We start from the raw sequence: 16,624 nt of genomic DNA on the forward strand, positions 1-16,624 counted from the left end.
GGCACTCGAAAAACCATGACAAGCTTGACTCGCGAGACCCTGCGCGCCTGCGCGGCAATGACGGCGGCGCTGGTGTTCAGCGTGTCGTCCGCGTTCGCCTATGTGGCGCCCGGCACGACGCCCGACGAAGCGAACCTCAGCAATCACAACACCTATACCAATCGCGACGGCAACACCGTGCACGCGCCGGCCCGTTCCCTATCCGGCAAGGCGCCGAAAGGTGCGACTGCGCGCTGCCGCGATGGCACGTACAGCTTCAGCCGGCACCGCAGCGGCACGTGCTCGCGGCACGGCGGCGTGGCGGATTGGCTCTGAGCATCCGAACCGCCCCTGGCCGAACGGACACCCGCAGACACCCACTGCCGTCCGGCACCCGCGCCGAAGTACAATGCCACCTGAAGAAGCCGCCCGCGCGCGAGGCGTCGCGAAGTTCGACGCCGCGCTCCACGCCGCGCCGGCCGGCACCGGGCGCTCCGCCCGGCCATAACACCGATTACCCATCCACCCACGGCAGCCCGCCCCTTCGCGGCCGGCGTCGTCAACGTCTATTGCAAGCAAATGGCCCAATACGTCTTCACCATGAACCGGGTCGGCAAGATCGTGCCACCCAAGCGTCAAATCCTGAAAGACATCTCGCTGTCGTTTTTTCCCGGCGCGAAGATCGGTCTGCTCGGCCTGAACGGCTCGGGCAAGTCGACGCTGATCCGCATCATGGCCGGTGTGGACAAGGACATCGAAGGCGAAGCCACGCCCATGCCGAACCTGAACATCGGCTATCTGCCGCAGGAACCGCAGCTCGATCCGAACAAAACCGTGCGTGAAACGATCGAGGAAGGTCTCGGCGACGTGTTCAACGCGCAGAAGAAGCTCGACGAAATCTACGCGGCTTATGCCGAACCGGACGCCGACTTCGACGCGCTCGCCGCCGAGCAAGCCAAGTACGAAGCGATCCTCGCCACCTCGGACGGCGGCAACGCCGAGCAGCAGATCGAAATCGCCGCCGACGCACTGCGCCTGCCGGCCTGGGACGCGAAGATCGAACATCTGTCGGGCGGCGAAAAGCGCCGCGTCGCGCTGTGCAAGCTCCTGCTCGAAAAGCCGGACATGCTGCTGCTCGACGAGCCGACCAACCACCTGGACGCGGAATCGGTCGACTGGCTCGAACAGTTCCTCACGCGCTTCCCGGGCACCGTGGTCGCCGTGACTCACGATCGCTACTTCCTCGATAACGCCGCCGAGTGGATTCTCGAACTCGACCGCGGCCACGGCATTCCGTGGAAGGGCAACTACAGCAGTTGGCTCGACCAGAAGGAAGAGCGCCTGAAGCAGGAAGAATCGTCGGAGTCGGCGCGCCAGAAAGCCATCAAGAAGGAACTGGAGTGGGTGCGCCAGAACCCGAAGGGCCGTCAGGCGAAGTCGAAGGCGCGTATCGCCCGCTTCGAGGAACTGAATAGCCAGGACTACCAGAAGCGCAACGAGACCTCGGAAATCTTCATTCCGGTCGGCGATCGTCTGGGCAATGAAGTGATCGAGTTCAAGAACGTCAGCAAGTCGTATGGCGACCGTTTGCTGCTCGACAACGTCAGTTTCAAGATTCCGGCGGGCGCGATTGTCGGCATCATCGGACCGAACGGCGCGGGTAAGTCCACGCTGTTCCGCATGCTCACCGGCCGCGAGCAGCCGGATTCGGGCGAGATCGTGCAGGGCCCGACCGTCAAGCTCGCGTACGTGGATCAAAGCCGCGATGCGCTGGACAGCTCGAAGACCGTGTTCGAGGAAATCTCCGGCGGCGCGGACGTGCTGACGGTCGGCAAGTACGAAACGCCGTCGCGGGCGTATATCGGCCGCTTCAACTTCAAGGGCGGCGACCAGCAGAAGATCGTCGGCAATCTGTCGGGTGGTGAACGCGGCCGGCTGCATCTGGCCAAGACGCTGATCTCGGGCGGCAACGTGCTGCTGCTGGACGAACCGTCGAACGACCTCGACGTCGAAACGCTGCGCGCGCTCGAAGACGCCTTGCTCGAATTCGCCGGCTCGGTGCTGGTGATCTCGCACGATCGCTGGTTCCTCGACCGGATCGCCACGCACATCCTCGCGTTCGAAGGGGATTCGCAAGTCACGTTCTTCGACGGCAATTACCAGGAATACGAAGCGGACAAGCGCGCGCGTCTCGGTGAAGAAGGTGCACGTCCGAAGCGTCTGCGTTACAAGCCGATCGCGCGATAAGTGCCGAACCGGGCGGCTTGCGCGTGACTTGTCGCTTGTGACGACGCGCGAGCCGCGTTGACGGCCGCTTGCCGCGCAAGGCACGACGGCGGGTATTTCGCGCCACAGCGCGGCAGATGCCGCGAATTACCCGGCGTCGCCCGATGAGGGGTACGGCACACGCATTGCGTGCCACGACGTGATACATGTCATCGTGGTGGGGCGCGTGCGCTCCGCCCGAACGATCCCATTCAAGCGCGCGCCTATCCGGCGAGCGCGCAGGCCAATCACTGCCACACCGCCCGGAACGCGGTGACGAGGAGGCAAGCATGGCGATGTCGAAGGGCAAGCGCTGGGCCGTCGCCGTAGGCGGCGTGCTGCTGGTGCTGATCGTCGTCGTGGTCGGCGGCCTGCAGTTCGCGCAACGCGAGGTCAAGGAGCGCGTGATCGCGGCGCTCGGGCCATTGGGCAGCGCCGAAACCATCGATGTCGGACTAACCTCGGTCCGTCTCACCAACGTCCTTCTCAAAGCGCCGCCTGGCTGGCCGGCCGGCGACCCGCTGCGGGCGGACGAAATCACGCTGACACCGGACATTCGCGATCTGATCGCGCGGCGCATGCATATCCGCAGCGTGGTGGTGCGCGGCTTCGACATCGCCGTGCTGCGCACGAAAGACGGCGCGATTCGCCTGATGCCGAATCTGCGGCAAACCGTGAACCAATCCGACACGGAAGCCAGCGGCGCGGCCGCCCCCGTTCCCCGCGAAAAGCAGGTCGATCACATCAGTTTCGAGCAGGGCAACTTCCACTTCTACGACATGACGGTCGGGCCGCCGCCGTTCAAAGTGACGGTCAGCGATGCCAATGCGACCGTCGACAATCTCCGTCTGCCCGCCCTCACCGAGCCGACCAGCATCAATGTCACCGGTTCGATCAAAGGGCCGGCGCATACGGGCACGGTGTCGTTCGGCGGCTGGATCAAAATCGCCAGCAAGGATTCGCAGACCAGCAGCAAGCTGCGCGGCGTCGACCTCGTGATGCTCGACCCGTACCTGATCAAGAAAGCCGGTGCGAAGGCACAGGTGACCGGCGGCACGGTCGACCTGACAGTCGACTCGACGGTGCGCAACTATCAGCTGCACGCACCCGGAACGCTGACGGTCCACAATCTGCAACTCGCCGACAGCGGCAACCCGCTCGATACCTTCATGTCGATTCCGACCAAAGCCGCGGTCGCCGCGCTCAAAACGCACAACGGCGACATCACGCTGCATTTCGTTCTGGACGGAAATCTGCGCGACCCGAAATTCTCGGTGCAGGAAGGACTGATGAAGCGCATCGGCACCGGCTTTGCCAAGGCGCTCGGCGTGAGCGTGGGGGACGTGGCAAAAGACGCGGGACAAACCGTGAAAGGCCTGGGTAACGCGTTGAAGAATCTGCTTGGCCAGTAGGTCGGTCGGTTGGGTAAGAAACGCGCCTAAATAAACAGGCGAAGCGGCGCCGCTGGAACGGAAGACGCGCCGCCTTACCGTCAGAGCCGCCGCAGCGTCACGCCGGCAATCCCAACTCGCGCAGTTTCGCTTCGGTTTGCGCGGCGCTGGTGTGATGCACGCCGTGCCAGCCCAGCGCGGTCGCGGCCTCGGCGTTCTTCAGGTTGTCGTCGATAAAGACGAGCTCGGCGGGCTCGATGCCTGGCAGTTGCACTTCGATCCGCTCCAGCATGGCCGCGAAGATGGCCGGATCGGGTTTCACCAGCCCCACCCGCCCCGAGACAACCATGTCGCGAAATCGCCGCAGCACCGGGTAATGCTCCCACGCATACGGAAAGGTCTCCGCCGACCAGTTGGTCAACCCGAAGAGCGGCACCTCGGCCGCTTCGAGCTTTTCCATGATCGCCACGCCCTCTTCGAGCACGCCGGCCACCATCTCGTGCCAGCGTTCGTAGAACGCGCGGATCAGCGTTTCGTGATCGGGAAACTTCGCGACGAGTTCCTCGGTGGCTTCGACGAGCGGCTGGCCGCCGTCCTGACGGATCACCCAGTCCATCGAACAGACGTGCGTCAGAAACCAGCGGCGCTCGGTCTCGTCAGGAATCAGCTCCCGATATAGATACTCGGGGCTCCAGTCGATCAGCACGCCGCCGAAATCGAACACCACTGCCTTGATGGCCATGCACGCTCCGTGAGCAAATTCCCGATTGCGATCAGATGGGTTGCGTGCGCAACTCCAGCCATGCTTTGGCGTCGCCCGACACGTGCGGCGCCAGACGCGTGCGCACGGTCTCGTGATACGCGTTCAGCCACGCGCGTTCGTCCTCGCGCAACAGCGACAGATCGAGGCAACGTGTGTCGATCGGGCACAGCGTCAACGTCTCGAATTTGAGGAAGTCGCCGAACTCGGTCTGGCCGGCAGGCACGTTCAGCACGAGGTTCTCGATCCGCACGCCCCATTTTCCCGGACGGTAAATGCCCGGCTCGACCGAGGTGATCATGCCCTCTTCCATCGCGGTCCACGGTTCGGCCGGCGCATAGTGCGAAATCACCTGCGGGCCTTCGTGCACGTTCAGGAAATAACCCACGCCGTGACCGGTGCCGTGGCCGTAATCGGCGCCGGCTTCCCAGATCGGCGCGCGGGCGATTGCGTCGAGCATAGGCGAACGGATACCGCGCGGAAAGTGCGCGCGCGAAAGCGCCATCGTGCCCTTGAGCACGATCGTGAAATCGCGCCGCTGTTCTTCGCTGATGGTGCCGACGGGTACCACACGGGTGATGTCGGTCGTGCCGCTCAGATACTGCGCGCCGGAGTCGATCAGCAACAGGCCGTTGCCCTCGATCACCGAGTGTGATTCCTCGGTGGCGCGGTAATGCGGCATCGCGCCGTTCGCGTTGAAGCCGGCGATCGTCGCAAAGCTCAGCGACACGAAGCCCGGACGGCGCGCGCGGGCCGCCGTCAAACGTTCGTCGATAGTGAGTTCGGTGATCGTTTCGCGGCCCAGCGCGCCCTCGAACCAGGCGAAAAATTCCGCCAGTGCCGCACCGTCCTGTTCCATCGTCTCGCGCACATGCTCGGCTTCCGCCTCGGTCTTGCGCGACTTGAAGAAGGTGGACGGATTGACGGCCTCGATCACCTTGACCGTGGCCGGCACCGATTGCAACGAGCCGAACGTAATGCGGCGCGGGTCGATCAGCAGCGTGCTGCCAGCGGGCAGCGCGGCCAGCGCGTCCGCAGCTTTGGCATACGGCTCGACGCTGATGTTGTCTTTCGCCAACGCCTCGGCCAGTGCCTGCGGCACCTTGCCGTCAGCGACGAAGAGCGACGCGCGATCAACTCCGATCAGCGCGTGCGCCACGAATACCGGGTTGTAGCTGACATCGGCGCCGCGCAGATTCAGCAGCCAGGCGAGGTCGTCGAGCGTGGAGATGAAATGCCATTGCGCGCCCTTGTCCGCCATTGCACGGCGAATCTGTGCGAGCTTGTCCGAACGGGCGACGCTCGCGTGCGGCGCGGCATGCTCGAACACGGCGGCCGCCGGCAGCGACGGACGCTGCGGCCAGATCGCGTCGAACAGATCGACGTTTGTGCGCAGTTGCACGCCGCGCGCGCTCAGCGCCTGGCTCAAGGCCCGCGCCGCCGCCACGCCGAGCACGGCGCCGTCCACGCCGACCGTGCCGCCTGCCGGCACGTTCTGCGCGAGCCATTCGAAATGCGGCGCAGTCTGCTGGCCGCCGGTCATCTTCATCAGCTGAACGCCGGTCCCAGCCAACTGCGCGTTGGCCTGTTCCCAATAGCGGCTGTCCGTCCAGACACCCGCGAAATCGGCGGTGACGATCAGCGTGCCGGCCGAGCCGGTGAAGCCCGACAGCCACTGCCGGCCTTGCCAGCGCCCCGGCAGATACTCGGACAGATGCGGGTCCGCGGACGGCACGAGGTAGGCGGCGACGCCTTCGCGCGCCATTGCGTTGCGCAAAGTGGCGAGCCGTTCGGGAATGGAGGAGGTTTCGGGAAGTCGGGCATTCATCGGAGTCACCTGCAAATATTCATCGACGGGAAAGCACGCCGACCGTCACGGCAACGGCGATCAACGAGACGGCGGTGCATACCGGCCATTCGAGCGTATCACCGTCATGGAAGAGACCAGTCACGTTGCCGGCCATGTGCGCGACGGCCGCGCCCAGCACCCCGGCCAATAGCGCCACCCACCACCGCGCGCAGCTTGCGCGTCGCAGCGGATGCAGCCACCAGCCCGCCAGGCCGATCGCCGCCCCCAACACTACGAGGCCGGGCCACCCCATTAACGGCTGGCCTCGCGCAGTTTCGGATTCGTCTCATGGGCGCAAGGGGCCAAAACAGCTAGCATTTTTGTCTCATTAACTATAGAAGCTCAGCACGGCGCTTTCCGCATAGCGGTTGAGTTTAGGGGTCGGGGTGATGTTAGGCAAGTTGTAAGCCTTACGAAAAAGCCTGGTCCCCGGTCATTGCCACGCTGAAAGCGCGCCATGCGAATCGCCCTTATCGAGCCGGACTTGCGGCACGCGGAACTGGTCGGCCGGCTGGTTTTCGCCGGTGGCCACCTGTGTCAGCACTTCACCGCGAGCGTCCCGTTTCTGGCTCGCGCCAACGACGAATTCTTCGACCTTCTCATCACCGAAAGCTGGGCTGGCGACCACTCCGCGGAAGACGTCATCCCGCGCGCCCGCGCTATCCTGCCGGGCTTGCCGGTGATCGTGCTGATGTCGGCGCCGCGCGAAAGCCAGATTGTCGCCGCGCTGCACGCCGGCGCCGACGACTGCCTGACCAAACCGGTCCGCGGCCCCGAGATGCTGGCCCGGGTGGACGCGCTCCTGCGCCGCGCCGGCTTGCGGCGGCCGCCCAACCGGCGGCGCGACATCATCGGCGAATATGCGTTCGACGCGGCGCAGTTCGCCGTCACATTCCGTAACCGGACGGTCACTCTCACGCCGAAGGAATTCCGCCTCGCGCTACTGTTCTTCAGCAATCTGTCGCGGCCGGTGTCGCGCGCGCATATTCTCGAAAACGTCTGGACGCGCCGCCGCGACGTAAGGTCGCGCACGGTCGACACGCACGCGTCGCGCGTGCGCAGCAAATTGCAGCTTCACCCCGAACACGGTTACTGCCTGACACCGCTTTACGGCTACGGCTATCAGCTCGACGCGATCCCGCTGGAAGCCGTTGCGGCGGTCGAATGACGTCTGCGCAATGTGAAAATCGTGGAAACGCTATAATATTGAGCTAAACCATAGCTCCCCCAAATGCAGCTTCTAACGATCGGAATCAATCACCACACTGCGCCTGTCGCCTTGCGCGAACGCGTGGCGTTTCCGCTCGAACAGATCAAGCCTGCATTGGACACCTTCAAGAGCATCTGGCTCGGCCCGTCGGCCCGCACGGCGCCGGAAGCGGCGATTCTCTCCACCTGCAATCGCACCGAGCTTTACTGCGCGACCGACGACCGGGCCGCGCGCGAAGCCGCGATCCAGTGGCTGTCCCGATACCACAACCTGCCCATCGGCGAACTCGCGCCGCACGTCTACGCGCTGCCGCAGTCGGAAGCCGTGCGCCATGCGTTTCGCGTTGCATCGGGGCTGGATTCGATGGTGTTGGGTGAGACGCAAATCGTCGGACAAATGAAGGATGCGGTGCGTACCGCGTCCGAAGCCGGCGCGCTCGGCACCTATCTGAACCAGTTGTTCCAGCGCACCTTCGCCGTGGCGAAGGAAGTGCGCAGCACGACCGAAATCGGCGCGCAGTCGGTTTCCATGGCCGCCGCCGCCGTGCGCCTCGCCCAGCGGATTTTCGACAAGGTCGCGAACCAGCGCGTGCTGTTCATCGGCGCGGGCGAAATGATCGAGTTGTGCGCCACACACTTCGCTGCACAGCAACCGAAGGAACTGGTGGTCGCGAACCGCACGGCCGAGCGCGGCACGCGCCTCGCCGAGCGCTTCAACGGCCGGGCCATTCCACTGTCGGAACTGCCTTCGCGCATGCATGAGTTCGACATCATCGTGTCGTGCACTGCGTCCACGTTGCCGATCATCGGCCTGGGCGCTGTCGAGCGGGCGGTGAAAGCGCGCCGTCACCGGCCGATTTTCATGGTCGATCTGGCCGTTCCGCGCGATATCGAACCCGAAGTCGGCCAGCTCGAAGACGTGTTTCTGTATACCGTCGACGACCTCGGTGCGATCGTCCGCGAAGGCAATGCTTCGCGGCAAGCCGCGGTTGCGCAGGCCGAAGCGATCATCGAAACGCGCGTGCAGAATTTCATGCAATGGCTCGACGCACGCAGCATCGTGCCGGTGATCCGCCATATGCACACGCAAGCCGACGTGCTGCGTCGCGCCGAGGTGGAGCGCGCGCAGAAAATGCTCGCGCGCGGTGACGATCCGGCCGCCGTGCTCGAGGCGCTGTCGCAGTCGCTCACCAACAAACTCATCCACGGCCCCACGCACGCGCTCAATCGCGCGAGCAGCGAGAACCGTGACACGCTCATCGAACTCATGAGCGGTTTCTACAAACACTCCGGTTCCACGGAGCGTTAGCGGCGCAGCTAGCGCCGCGCTGTCCGGGCCACCGCAAGTGGCCCGCGACGTGCTTCTGACCCAGGGCATCCGCCCACCCCCCTAGTTGTCGTCCTTGCCGGAGCCCGCTCCGATACCCGTCCGATGAAAACGAGCATGCAACGCAAGCTCGACCAGCTCACTACCCGGCTGGCCGAACTGAACGATCTGTTGAGCCGAGAGGACATCACCTCGAATCTCGACCAATACCGCAAGCTCACGCGGGAACACGCCGAGCTCGGGCCGGTGGTCGAGCACTACGCGCTGTGGCGCCAGGCCATGAACGACGCCGCCACCGCGCAGGAACTGCTGGCGGACGCCTCCATGCGCGACTTCGCGGAAGAAGAAATTCGCGCGGCGCGCGAGCGCATGGACAAGCTCGGCGCCGAGTTGCAGAAAATGCTGCTGCCGAAAGATCCGAACGACGATCGCAATATCTTCCTCGAAATCCGTGCCGGCACGGGCGGCGATGAATCCGCGCTGTTCGCGGGCGACCTGCTGCGCATGTACCTGCGCTATGCCGAGCGCAACCGCTGGCAGGTGGAGATGATGTCGGCGAGCGAATCCGATCTGGGCGGCTACAAGGAAGTGATCGTGCGGATTGCCGGCGAAGCCGCCTATTCGAAACTGAAGTTCGAGTCCGGCGGCCATCGCGTGCAACGCGTACCGGCTACTGAAACCCAGGGCCGCATTCACACGTCGGCGTGCACGGTCGCGGTCATGCCGGAAGCGGACGAAATCGGCGAAGTCGAGATCAATCCTGCGGATCTGCGCATCGACACATTTCGCGCGTCCGGCGCGGGTGGGCAGCACATCAACAAGACCGATTCGGCGGTGCGGGTCACGCACTTGCCGACCGGCATCGTCGTCGAATGTCAGGACGACCGCTCGCAACACAAGAACAAGGATCGCGCGCTGAAGGTGCTGGCCGCGCGCATCAAGGACAAGCAGTCGCATGAGCAGCAGGCGAAGGAAGCCGCCACGCGCAAGAGCCTGATCGGCTCGGGCGACCGTTCGGAGCGGATTCGCACGTACAACTTCCCGCAGGGGCGGCTGACCGATCACCGCATCAACCTGACGCTCTATCGTCTCGACGCAATCATGGACGGCGATCTGGACGAACTGATCGCGGCACTCGTCAGCGAGCATCAGGCCGAATTGCTGGCCTCGCTCGGTGATGCGGACTAACGCGCATGACTACTTCGGCCACGCCAGCCGCGCTGATGCGCACCTCGCCACTGCCGCCGCTCGAAGCGCGGATCCTGCTCACGCACGTGCTCGGCTGGCGGCCCACGCAGTTGATCACACGCAGCGACGAGCCGCTCCAAGCCGAAGTGGTCGAGCGTTACCGGGCGCTGGAAGCAAGGCGCGCAGCCGGCGAGCCGGTGGCGCAACTGGTCGGCGCCCGGGAATTTTTCGGGCTGAATTTCGAAGTCACGCCGCACGTGCTGATACCGCGCCCCGAAACTGAATTGCTGGTCGAAACCGCGTTGGCGGCGCTGGAAAACCTCGCACGGCCTCGCGTGCTCGATCTCGGCACCGGAACCGGCGCGATCGCCGTCGCGATCGCATCCATGCGGCCCGACGCGCAGGTCTGGGCGCTCGACCGCTCCGCCGAAGCGCTGGCGGTGGCCACGCGCAACGCCGCCCGCCTGCTCGACGCGAAGCGCCCCGGCGGCGCCGTGGTGTTGACGCAAAGCGACTGGTACGGCTCGCTCGACGCCGCGCTGCGCTTTCACGTGATCGTCAGCAATCCGCCGTATATCGCGAGCGGCGATCCGCATCTGGCGCAAGGCGATCTGCGCTTCGAACCGCGCGGCGCGCTCACCGACGAAGCCGACGGACTCAGCGCCATTCGCGCCATCATCGCCGGCGCGCCCACCCGGCTTGCCGCCGGGGGCGTAGTGTGGATCGAGCACGGCTACGATCAGGCTGAAGCCGTGCGCGAACTGCTGACGGCACAAGGTTTTATGCAAGTCCGCTCGGAGCGCGATCTTGCCGGCATCGAGCGGATCAGCGGCGGACGTTTGGGCGGCTGATCCGCATCGCCTAATATCCACAAAGGTTGAAAGGGCAAAGCAGCGCTCGGCCTGCCGTATCGAAATCCGCTATCATTTCAGCCTATTCCCTACACATCTCGGAACCGCAAGGTCAGTCATGGATACGCAACAACGCATCAAGCAAATCGTCGACGACAACGCCGTCGTCCTCTTCATGAAAGGCACCGCCCAGTTCCCGATGTGCGGCTTTTCGGGCCGCGCCATCCAGATCCTGAAGGCGTGCGGCGTCGGTGAAATCAAGACCGTCAACGTGCTCGAAGACGACGAAGTCCGCCAGGGTATCAAGCAGTTCTCGAACTGGCCGACCATTCCGCAGCTCTATGTGAAAGGCGAATTCATCGGCGGTTCGGACATCATGATGGAAATGTACGAATCGGGCGAACTGCAGCAATTGTTTGCCGCGGCCTGAGCGGCCACGGTCCACACGCTTGCATTCCTAAAGCGCCGCGAGCCATGCAAACACGCACTGCGGCGCCGCGCCGGCTGATCGTCGCGATCACCGGTGCGACGGGTGCCATCTACGGCATCCGGCTGCTCGAAACGCTGCGCCGGCTGGGCGGCGTAGAAAGCCACCTGCTGATTTCGAGCGCGGGCTGGCTCAATATCCAGCACGAACTCCGGTTGAGCAAAGAGGATGTCCATCCGCTCGCGGATGTCGTCCATTCGGTGCGCGACGTCGGCGCGAGCATCGCGTCCGGCTCTTTTGCCACCGACGGCATGGTCGTCGCCCCCTGCTCCATGAAGACGCTCGCCAGCGTCGCACACGGTTTCTCGGACAATCTGATCACGCGCGCCGCCGACGTCACGCTCAAAGAACGCCGCCGACTCGTGCTGCTCGTGCGCGAGACGCCGTTCAATCTGGCGCATCTGCGCAACATGACGGCCGTCACCGAAATGGGCGGCGTGATCTTTCCACCCTTGCCGGCCTTCTACAACCAGCCCGCTTCCATCGACGAAATGGTCGATCACACCGTAGCGCGCGTGCTGGATCTGTTCGCGCTCGGACCGGCTTTGGCGCCGGCGTGGACCGGGCTGCGCGGCACTCAGGAATAGCGAACCTAGCAGGGCTGAGTCTGTGCATCGGCGCAAATTAACAACACCTGCGACACAATCAATTCCGTTTTCACCCGTTTATCAAACAACGGTTCACCCCTATATTGGTAGCAACCCAATCTCTAGCCGCACTTTAGCTGCGGCGTTGCTGCCATGAACCGCTTGCCTTCGCTTTTCCTGTCGCACGGCGCGCCGACGCTGCCGATCGACCCGTCGTTGCCGTCCGCTGAATTCGGCGTACTCGGCGCGCAACTGCCGCGTCCGGAATCGGTGCTCATGTTGTCGGCCCATTGGGGCACGGCGCAACCGGTGGCCAGCACGTCGACCGCGCCGGAGACCATTCACGATTTTTACGGCTTTCCGCGTCAGCTATACGAGATCCAGTACCCGGCTCCGGGCGCGCCCGATGTAGCGCGCCGTGCAGCCGTACTGCTCAACGACAATAGCATCCTTGCGGACGTCCAGCCGCACGGACTCGACCACGGCGCGTGGGTGCCGATGCTGCTCATGTTCCCCCACGCCGATGTGCCGGTCGCCCAATTGTCGATCCAGCCGCATAGGGACGCCGCGCATCACTTCCGCGTCGGCCGTGCGCTGCGGTCGCTGAGGGACGACGGTGTGATGGTGATCGGCTCCGGCCAGATCACGCACAATCTGCGCGCCGCCGACTTCTCCGCTCGCCCAGAGGATGCCGATCCGCGCGTCGCCGAATTCACGGGCTGGTTCGAAGAAAAGCTCGCCGCGCACGATATCGACGCGCTGCTCGACTACCGCCGCCAGGCGCCGCACGCGGTGCTGATGCACCCTACCGACGAGCATCTGCTGCCTGTATTCGCCGCCCTGGGCGCGGCGGACGACGATTATTCGCTGGCCATCCAGTCGCTCGGAACCTATCAGCGCTCGCTGGCCATGACGAACTACGTGTTTGGCGCCGCGTGATCCACAGATCACGTTAGGCGCGGAATACGCGCCAGCAAACAAGAAACCCCCGCCTGAATTGCGCCAGGGCGGGGTTTTTACAGCAGATCCGACTACGCTCCAGCCAGCAGACTCAGCGCGGCAGCTTAGTGCGCACCGATGCCTTCGAGCACTTCGTCGTGCTCCTGGCGCTCGTCCAGATATTCCGAGCGATAGCCGCTATTCACGCCCCAGTAGTAGAACACCAGCGAAAACGCGATGACCACCAGCATGTCCCAGCCGTAAGGGATGAGGTCGTGACCGCCGAACTGCTTGCTGCCGATCAGCGACAGAATCGCCATCACCGGCAGATAAGCGACCAGCCACCATGCCGCCTTCAGATCACGCCCCCAGCCGGCAAAACCCGACTTCGCCTGAAAGTAGAAGTACACCGGCAAAGCGACGACCATCAGCAGAATGATCTCGCCGGTCAGCGGCCACTTCGCCCAATACAGGATCAGCGACGCGCAGACGAACGCGAACGGTGCAATGATCTTCATGCCCGGAATATGCAGAGGACGCTCAAGGTCCGTCGCCGCGCGGCGCAGGGACATCAGGCTGATCGGGCCGGTCAGGTAAGAGATCACCGTGGCGACCGAAATCACCGCCGCCAGCGAACTCCAGCCGCGGAAGAAGAACAGGAAAATGAACGACACCAGCAGGTTGAACCACATCGCCTGACGCGGCACGCCGTAGAACGGGTGCACGTTGCCGAACATCTTCGGCATGGTGTTGTTGCGCTCCATCGCGTAGATCATGCGGCTGGTGGTCGCCATGTAGGTCGTGCCCGTGCCGCTCGGGCTGACGAACGCGTCGACATAGAGCAGGATCGCCAGCCAGTTCAGGTTCAGTGCGATCGCCAGTTCCGCGAACGGCGAAGCGAAATTGAAATGGCTCCAGCCCTTCATCACGTCGCTCGGGTTCACCGCGCCGATATACGCGATCTGCAGCAGCACGTAGATCACCAGTGCGAGCAGGATCGAGCCGATCACCGCGAACGGCACGCTTTTGGCCGGATTGCGCGCTTCACCGGCAAGGTTGATCGGGCTCTGGAAACCGTTGAACGCGAACACGATGCCGCTCGTCGCCACGGCAGTCAGCACCGCCGACCAGCCGTACGGCGCGAAGGTACTCACTTCGCCGAAGTTTTCCTTGTGGAAGCCCGTCAGCATCAGGCCGAGGATCGTCGCGCCCGGAATCAGGAACTTGAAGATCGTGATTGCCGAATTGGCGCGCGCGAACAGTTTCACGCCCCAATAGTTCAGCAGGAAGTAAATGATCACGAGTGCCGCGGACAGCAATAACCCATTGGTGGTTAATGATCCGTCCACGAATAACGCATGCGCCCAAGGATAGGGCCATGTGCTCATATATTGAATGGACGCTTCAGCCTCGATCGGAATAACTGAAACAATCGCGATCCAGTTGGCCCATGCGCTGATAAAACCAACCAGCGCGCCGTGCGAGTAGCGCGCATAACGCACCATGCCGCCGGATTCCGGGAACATCGCGCCGAGTTCAGCGTAGGTCAATGCAATCGCGAGAATCACGACTGCGCCGATCACCCAGGCACAAATGGCAGCGGGCCCGGCAATTTTTGCAGCCTTCCAGGCGCCGAACAGCCAGCCCGAGCCGATGATCGAACCCAAGCCTGTGAGCATTAGCGCGAACGGCCCGATGTTCCGTTGTATAGAACTTTTCACGTCTTCTCCTGTGTCGGCCGTACCTGGTGCTTCAGCACCGACTCCGGCCCCATGCAAGTTTGCAGCAAAACCATGTCGGCACCGCGTGACATCGCTCGTGGCGCTGGAGACGGGTGACGCGCATGCTTGCGCGACGGTCCATTCCAAACAGGTGCAACCGACGCGCGGCGCGTAGTTTAACGGTTGCACCCCGCCCCTGCAGCGAAACCAAGGGTTCTCCCTGGAAAAAAATCAGACGGAAAGCAAGGTTTGTAAGCAACTTTCACGCCCGTTGCCAGAAAATACGTAAAGTTGTGTGGAGACTGTTGACCTTCTCTCAAAATCGCCGTATAACGTTCGGGCAGGATTTCAAGCGGCGAGTGAATTGGTCTTTCGTAGTTCGCCCATCAACGGTACTCCGGTTGGTCCCATTACCCCCTTCCTTGATTTTCATGCACCCTCTGGGCTTCGGCCTTATTTACCATCTTTAGGAACAAGTAATATGGAAACCGGTACCGTCAAGTGGTTCAATGACGCAAAGGGCTTTGGCTTCATCACGCCGGACGGCGGCGGTGAAGATCTGTTCGCGCATTTCTCGGAAATCCGCACGGAAGGCTTCAAGACGCTGCAAGAAAACCAAAAGGTTACGTTTGAAGTGAAGACGGGCCCGAAGGGCAAGCAAGCTGCTAACATCAAGCCGGTGTAAGCAACACGCTCCCTTCAGGACGCAAAAAACCCCGCCTCGGCGGGGTTTTTTTATATCTGCTTCAAACTGGAATGGTGATTATCTTCGCAATATGCGACTGATAATGTCCGGTTATCCAAACAGACGCCGCGCGTGAATACCGAGCCCCGTCGCCACACTCGCGAGACGGTCGCCGAATACCGCCTTGGCATCGGGAAATGCCGCCGCCAATGCGCCCGATAAAAACGCCAGACCCGTCGAGCCGCCGGTGAAATAAATCGCGTCGACGTCGCGTGTCGCGACGCCGGCAGCCTGCACCGTATCGCGCGCTGCCTGCACGATGCGCAGCGTCTCGTCCTGTCCGGCCGCGATGAGTTGTGCTTCGTCGAATGCAAGGCGCAGATCGTCTTCCACTTCGTCGAGATCGATTACGGTCTCTCCACCCGCCGCCACGCCGATCTTCGCCTCTTCCGCATGCGCTGCCAGCGCATGGCCGAGGCGCCGGTCCACGACGCGCATCAGGCGGTCGTGATGCTTGACCTCGGTGAATAGATGGCGCATCAGCGCGAGTTCGCTGACCCGCTTCGGGGAGTAGACGGTGTTGATCAGATGCCAGGTCGCCAGATCGAAGTAGACCCGGTTCGGGATCTCGCGCCCTTCCGGATCCAGCGTTTGATAGCCGAGTTCGCGCAAAATCGTCGCCAGTTCCACGCGACGGTCGAAATCCGTGCCCGCGACGTGCACGCCGTGGTGAGCCAGCACGTCGTCCTTGCGCTCGACGCGCTTCATCCGCTCGGGCCCCACCCGCACCAGCGAGAAGTCCGAGGTGCCGCCGCCGATGTCGGCCACCAGCACGAGCCCTTCTTCCGCCAGATGCGATTCGTAGTCGAACGCGGCCGCGATCGGCTCATACTGAAAGTGGATCTCCTGCAAGCCGACCGAGCGCGCGGCGGCTTCGAGTTGCCGCTGCGCCATCTGATCGGCGCGCGGGTCGTCGTCGACGAAAAACACCGGGCGGCCCAGCACGGCGCGATGAATCGGGCCACCGACGCTTTGTTCGGCCGAGCGCTTGAGGTGATCGATGAAAATCGCGATCACATCGGTGTACCTGATCGCGGAACCGTCGCCCAGATCGGTGGAGTTCTCGGCGAGCGGCGAGCCGAGAATGCTCTTCATGGAACGCATCAGGCGGCCGTCGAAGCCGTCGATGTACGCGGCGAGCGCCGCCCGCCCGAATTCGCGGGTGTCCTCGTCGGTATTGAAAAAGACCGAGGTGGGCAGCGTGGTATAGGCGCCCTCGACCGGCGCGAGCTTGAGCGCGCCGCCGTCAGGAACGGCCACGGCCGAGTTGGAAGTACCAAAGTCAATCGCGCAATAGTTCATGGCAGGAATCGCCGCTCACGGCTG

The 16,624-nt window shown here is 63.4% G+C and carries 16 protein-coding genes; 11 read left to right on the forward strand and 5 right to left on the reverse strand.

Annotation, left to right across the window (positions count from 1 at the left end):
* Nucleotides 1-15 precede the first annotated feature (15 nt).
* The 3 genes from PDMSB3_RS18210 to PDMSB3_RS18220 all read left to right on the forward strand — a co-directional run bounded on the left by PDMSB3_RS18210 (nucleotide 16) and on the right by PDMSB3_RS18220 (nucleotide 3,656).
* Nucleotides 16-315, forward strand: a complete 300-nt coding sequence (locus tag PDMSB3_RS18210; protein ID WP_165187121.1) for a DUF3761 domain-containing protein — start codon at nucleotides 16-18, stop codon at nucleotides 313-315.
* A 243-nt stretch (nucleotides 316-558) separates the two neighbouring features.
* Nucleotides 559-2,226, forward strand: coding sequence for an energy-dependent translational throttle protein EttA (gene ettA, locus PDMSB3_RS18215; protein ID WP_007180264.1), 1,668 nt, complete (start codon nucleotides 559-561; stop codon nucleotides 2,224-2,226).
* A 308-nt stretch (nucleotides 2,227-2,534) separates the two neighbouring features.
* Nucleotides 2,535-3,656: a DUF748 domain-containing protein gene (locus PDMSB3_RS18220; RefSeq protein WP_007180263.1), complete on the forward strand. Its 1,122-nt coding sequence runs from the start codon at nucleotides 2,535-2,537 to the stop codon at nucleotides 3,654-3,656.
* A gap of 97 nt (nucleotides 3,657-3,753) precedes the next feature.
* Here the strand turns inward: PDMSB3_RS18220 and PDMSB3_RS18225 are convergent, their stop codons facing one another.
* Genes PDMSB3_RS18225 through PDMSB3_RS18235 form a run of 3 tightly spaced genes read right to left on the reverse strand, consistent with a single transcriptional unit; the run spans nucleotide 3,754 to nucleotide 6,497 of the window.
* Nucleotides 3,754-4,377 carry an HAD family hydrolase gene (locus PDMSB3_RS18225; protein ID WP_165187123.1) on the reverse strand — a complete coding sequence of 208 codons (624 nt, stop codon included), beginning with the start codon at nucleotides 4,375-4,377 and terminating at the stop codon, nucleotides 3,754-3,756.
* A gap of 31 nt (nucleotides 4,378-4,408) precedes the next feature.
* Nucleotides 4,409-6,223 carry an aminopeptidase P family protein gene (locus tag PDMSB3_RS18230; RefSeq protein ID WP_007180261.1) on the reverse strand — a complete coding sequence of 605 codons (1,815 nt, stop codon included), beginning with the start codon at nucleotides 6,221-6,223 and terminating at the stop codon, nucleotides 4,409-4,411.
* A 19-nt stretch (nucleotides 6,224-6,242) separates the two neighbouring features.
* Nucleotides 6,243-6,497, reverse strand: coding sequence for a hypothetical protein (locus tag PDMSB3_RS18235; RefSeq protein WP_007180260.1), 255 nt, complete (start codon nucleotides 6,495-6,497; stop codon nucleotides 6,243-6,245).
* Nucleotides 6,498-6,701: 204 nt separating this feature from the next.
* On the opposite strand from PDMSB3_RS18235, the gene PDMSB3_RS18240 reads away from it, so the two are divergent.
* The 7 genes from PDMSB3_RS18240 to PDMSB3_RS18270 all read left to right on the forward strand — a co-directional run bounded on the left by PDMSB3_RS18240 (nucleotide 6,702) and on the right by PDMSB3_RS18270 (nucleotide 12,832).
* On the forward strand, nucleotides 6,702-7,412 hold the full coding sequence (locus PDMSB3_RS18240; protein ID WP_165187125.1) for a response regulator transcription factor: 711 nt from the start codon (nucleotides 6,702-6,704) through the stop codon (nucleotides 7,410-7,412).
* 63 nt (nucleotides 7,413-7,475) lie between these two features.
* Nucleotides 7,476-8,762, forward strand: a complete 1,287-nt coding sequence (hemA, locus tag PDMSB3_RS18245) for a glutamyl-tRNA reductase (protein WP_007180258.1) — start codon at nucleotides 7,476-7,478, stop codon at nucleotides 8,760-8,762.
* A 123-nt stretch (nucleotides 8,763-8,885) separates the two neighbouring features.
* Complete coding sequence (gene prfA, locus PDMSB3_RS18250; protein ID WP_011489964.1) at nucleotides 8,886-9,968, forward strand: peptide chain release factor 1; 1,083 nt, start codon at nucleotides 8,886-8,888, stop codon at nucleotides 9,966-9,968.
* Nucleotides 9,969-9,973: 5 nt separating this feature from the next.
* On the forward strand, nucleotides 9,974-10,819 hold the full coding sequence (gene prmC / locus PDMSB3_RS18255; RefSeq protein WP_007180256.1) for a peptide chain release factor N(5)-glutamine methyltransferase: 846 nt from the start codon (nucleotides 9,974-9,976) through the stop codon (nucleotides 10,817-10,819).
* Nucleotides 10,820-10,937: 118 nt separating this feature from the next.
* Entirely contained in the window at nucleotides 10,938-11,249 is a 312-nt protein-coding gene (grxD, locus tag PDMSB3_RS18260; protein ID WP_007180255.1) for a Grx4 family monothiol glutaredoxin, read from the forward strand.
* Between the two features lie 44 nt (nucleotides 11,250-11,293).
* Nucleotides 11,294-11,893, forward strand: a complete 600-nt coding sequence (locus PDMSB3_RS18265) for a UbiX family flavin prenyltransferase (RefSeq protein ID WP_007180254.1) — start codon at nucleotides 11,294-11,296, stop codon at nucleotides 11,891-11,893.
* A gap of 153 nt (nucleotides 11,894-12,046) precedes the next feature.
* Nucleotides 12,047-12,832 (forward strand): DODA-type extradiol aromatic ring-opening family dioxygenase, encoded by a 786-nt coding sequence (locus PDMSB3_RS18270; RefSeq protein WP_165187127.1) that lies wholly within the window; start codon nucleotides 12,047-12,049, stop codon nucleotides 12,830-12,832.
* A 125-nt stretch (nucleotides 12,833-12,957) separates the two neighbouring features.
* Here PDMSB3_RS18270 and PDMSB3_RS18275 read toward each other — a convergent pair whose 3' ends face one another.
* Entirely contained in the window at nucleotides 12,958-14,553 is a 1,596-nt protein-coding gene (locus tag PDMSB3_RS18275; RefSeq protein WP_007180252.1) for an APC family permease, read from the reverse strand.
* A gap of 481 nt (nucleotides 14,554-15,034) precedes the next feature.
* Here PDMSB3_RS18275 and PDMSB3_RS18280 point away from each other — a divergent pair, with 481 nt between their 5' ends.
* Nucleotides 15,035-15,238, forward strand: a complete 204-nt coding sequence (locus tag PDMSB3_RS18280) for a cold-shock protein (RefSeq protein ID WP_007180251.1) — start codon at nucleotides 15,035-15,037, stop codon at nucleotides 15,236-15,238.
* 111 nt (nucleotides 15,239-15,349) lie between these two features.
* Here PDMSB3_RS18280 and PDMSB3_RS18285 read toward each other — a convergent pair whose 3' ends face one another.
* Nucleotides 15,350-16,600, reverse strand: a complete 1,251-nt coding sequence (locus tag PDMSB3_RS18285; protein ID WP_007180250.1) for an Hsp70 family protein — start codon at nucleotides 16,598-16,600, stop codon at nucleotides 15,350-15,352.
* Between the last annotated feature and the right edge of the window lie 24 nt (nucleotides 16,601-16,624).

Origin of the sequence: Paraburkholderia dioscoreae (assembly GCF_902459535.1) — a bacterium.
Classification (GTDB): Bacteria; Pseudomonadota; Gammaproteobacteria; order Burkholderiales; family Burkholderiaceae; genus Paraburkholderia; species Paraburkholderia dioscoreae.

Coding starts and splice junctions, on each gene's coding strand:
- PDMSB3_RS18230 (WP_007180261.1), bottom strand. CDS start 6,223: ATGAATGCCCGACTTCCCGAAACCTCCTCCATTCCCGAACGGCTCGCC.
- PDMSB3_RS18235 (WP_007180260.1), bottom strand. CDS start 6,497: ATGGGGTGGCCCGGCCTCGTAGTGTTGGGGGCGGCGATCGGCCTGGCG.
- PDMSB3_RS18240 (WP_165187125.1), top strand. CDS start 6,702: ATGCGAATCGCCCTTATCGAGCCGGACTTGCGGCACGCGGAACTGGTC.
- prmC (WP_007180256.1), top strand. CDS start 9,974: ATGACTACTTCGGCCACGCCAGCCGCGCTGATGCGCACCTCGCCACTG.
- PDMSB3_RS18270 (WP_165187127.1), top strand. CDS start 12,047: ATGAACCGCTTGCCTTCGCTTTTCCTGTCGCACGGCGCGCCGACGCTG.
- ettA (WP_007180264.1), top strand. CDS start 559: ATGGCCCAATACGTCTTCACCATGAACCGGGTCGGCAAGATCGTGCCA.
- prfA (WP_011489964.1), top strand. CDS start 8,886: ATGAAAACGAGCATGCAACGCAAGCTCGACCAGCTCACTACCCGGCTG.
- PDMSB3_RS18225 (WP_165187123.1), bottom strand. CDS start 4,377: ATGGCCATCAAGGCAGTGGTGTTCGATTTCGGCGGCGTGCTGATCGAC.
- grxD (WP_007180255.1), top strand. CDS start 10,938: ATGGATACGCAACAACGCATCAAGCAAATCGTCGACGACAACGCCGTC.
- PDMSB3_RS18285 (WP_007180250.1), bottom strand. CDS start 16,600: ATGAACTATTGCGCGATTGACTTTGGTACTTCCAACTCGGCCGTGGCC.
- hemA (WP_007180258.1), top strand. CDS start 7,476: ATGCAGCTTCTAACGATCGGAATCAATCACCACACTGCGCCTGTCGCC.
- PDMSB3_RS18280 (WP_007180251.1), top strand. CDS start 15,035: ATGGAAACCGGTACCGTCAAGTGGTTCAATGACGCAAAGGGCTTTGGC.
- PDMSB3_RS18265 (WP_007180254.1), top strand. CDS start 11,294: ATGCAAACACGCACTGCGGCGCCGCGCCGGCTGATCGTCGCGATCACC.
- PDMSB3_RS18210 (WP_165187121.1), top strand. CDS start 16: ATGACAAGCTTGACTCGCGAGACCCTGCGCGCCTGCGCGGCAATGACG.
- PDMSB3_RS18220 (WP_007180263.1), top strand. CDS start 2,535: ATGGCGATGTCGAAGGGCAAGCGCTGGGCCGTCGCCGTAGGCGGCGTG.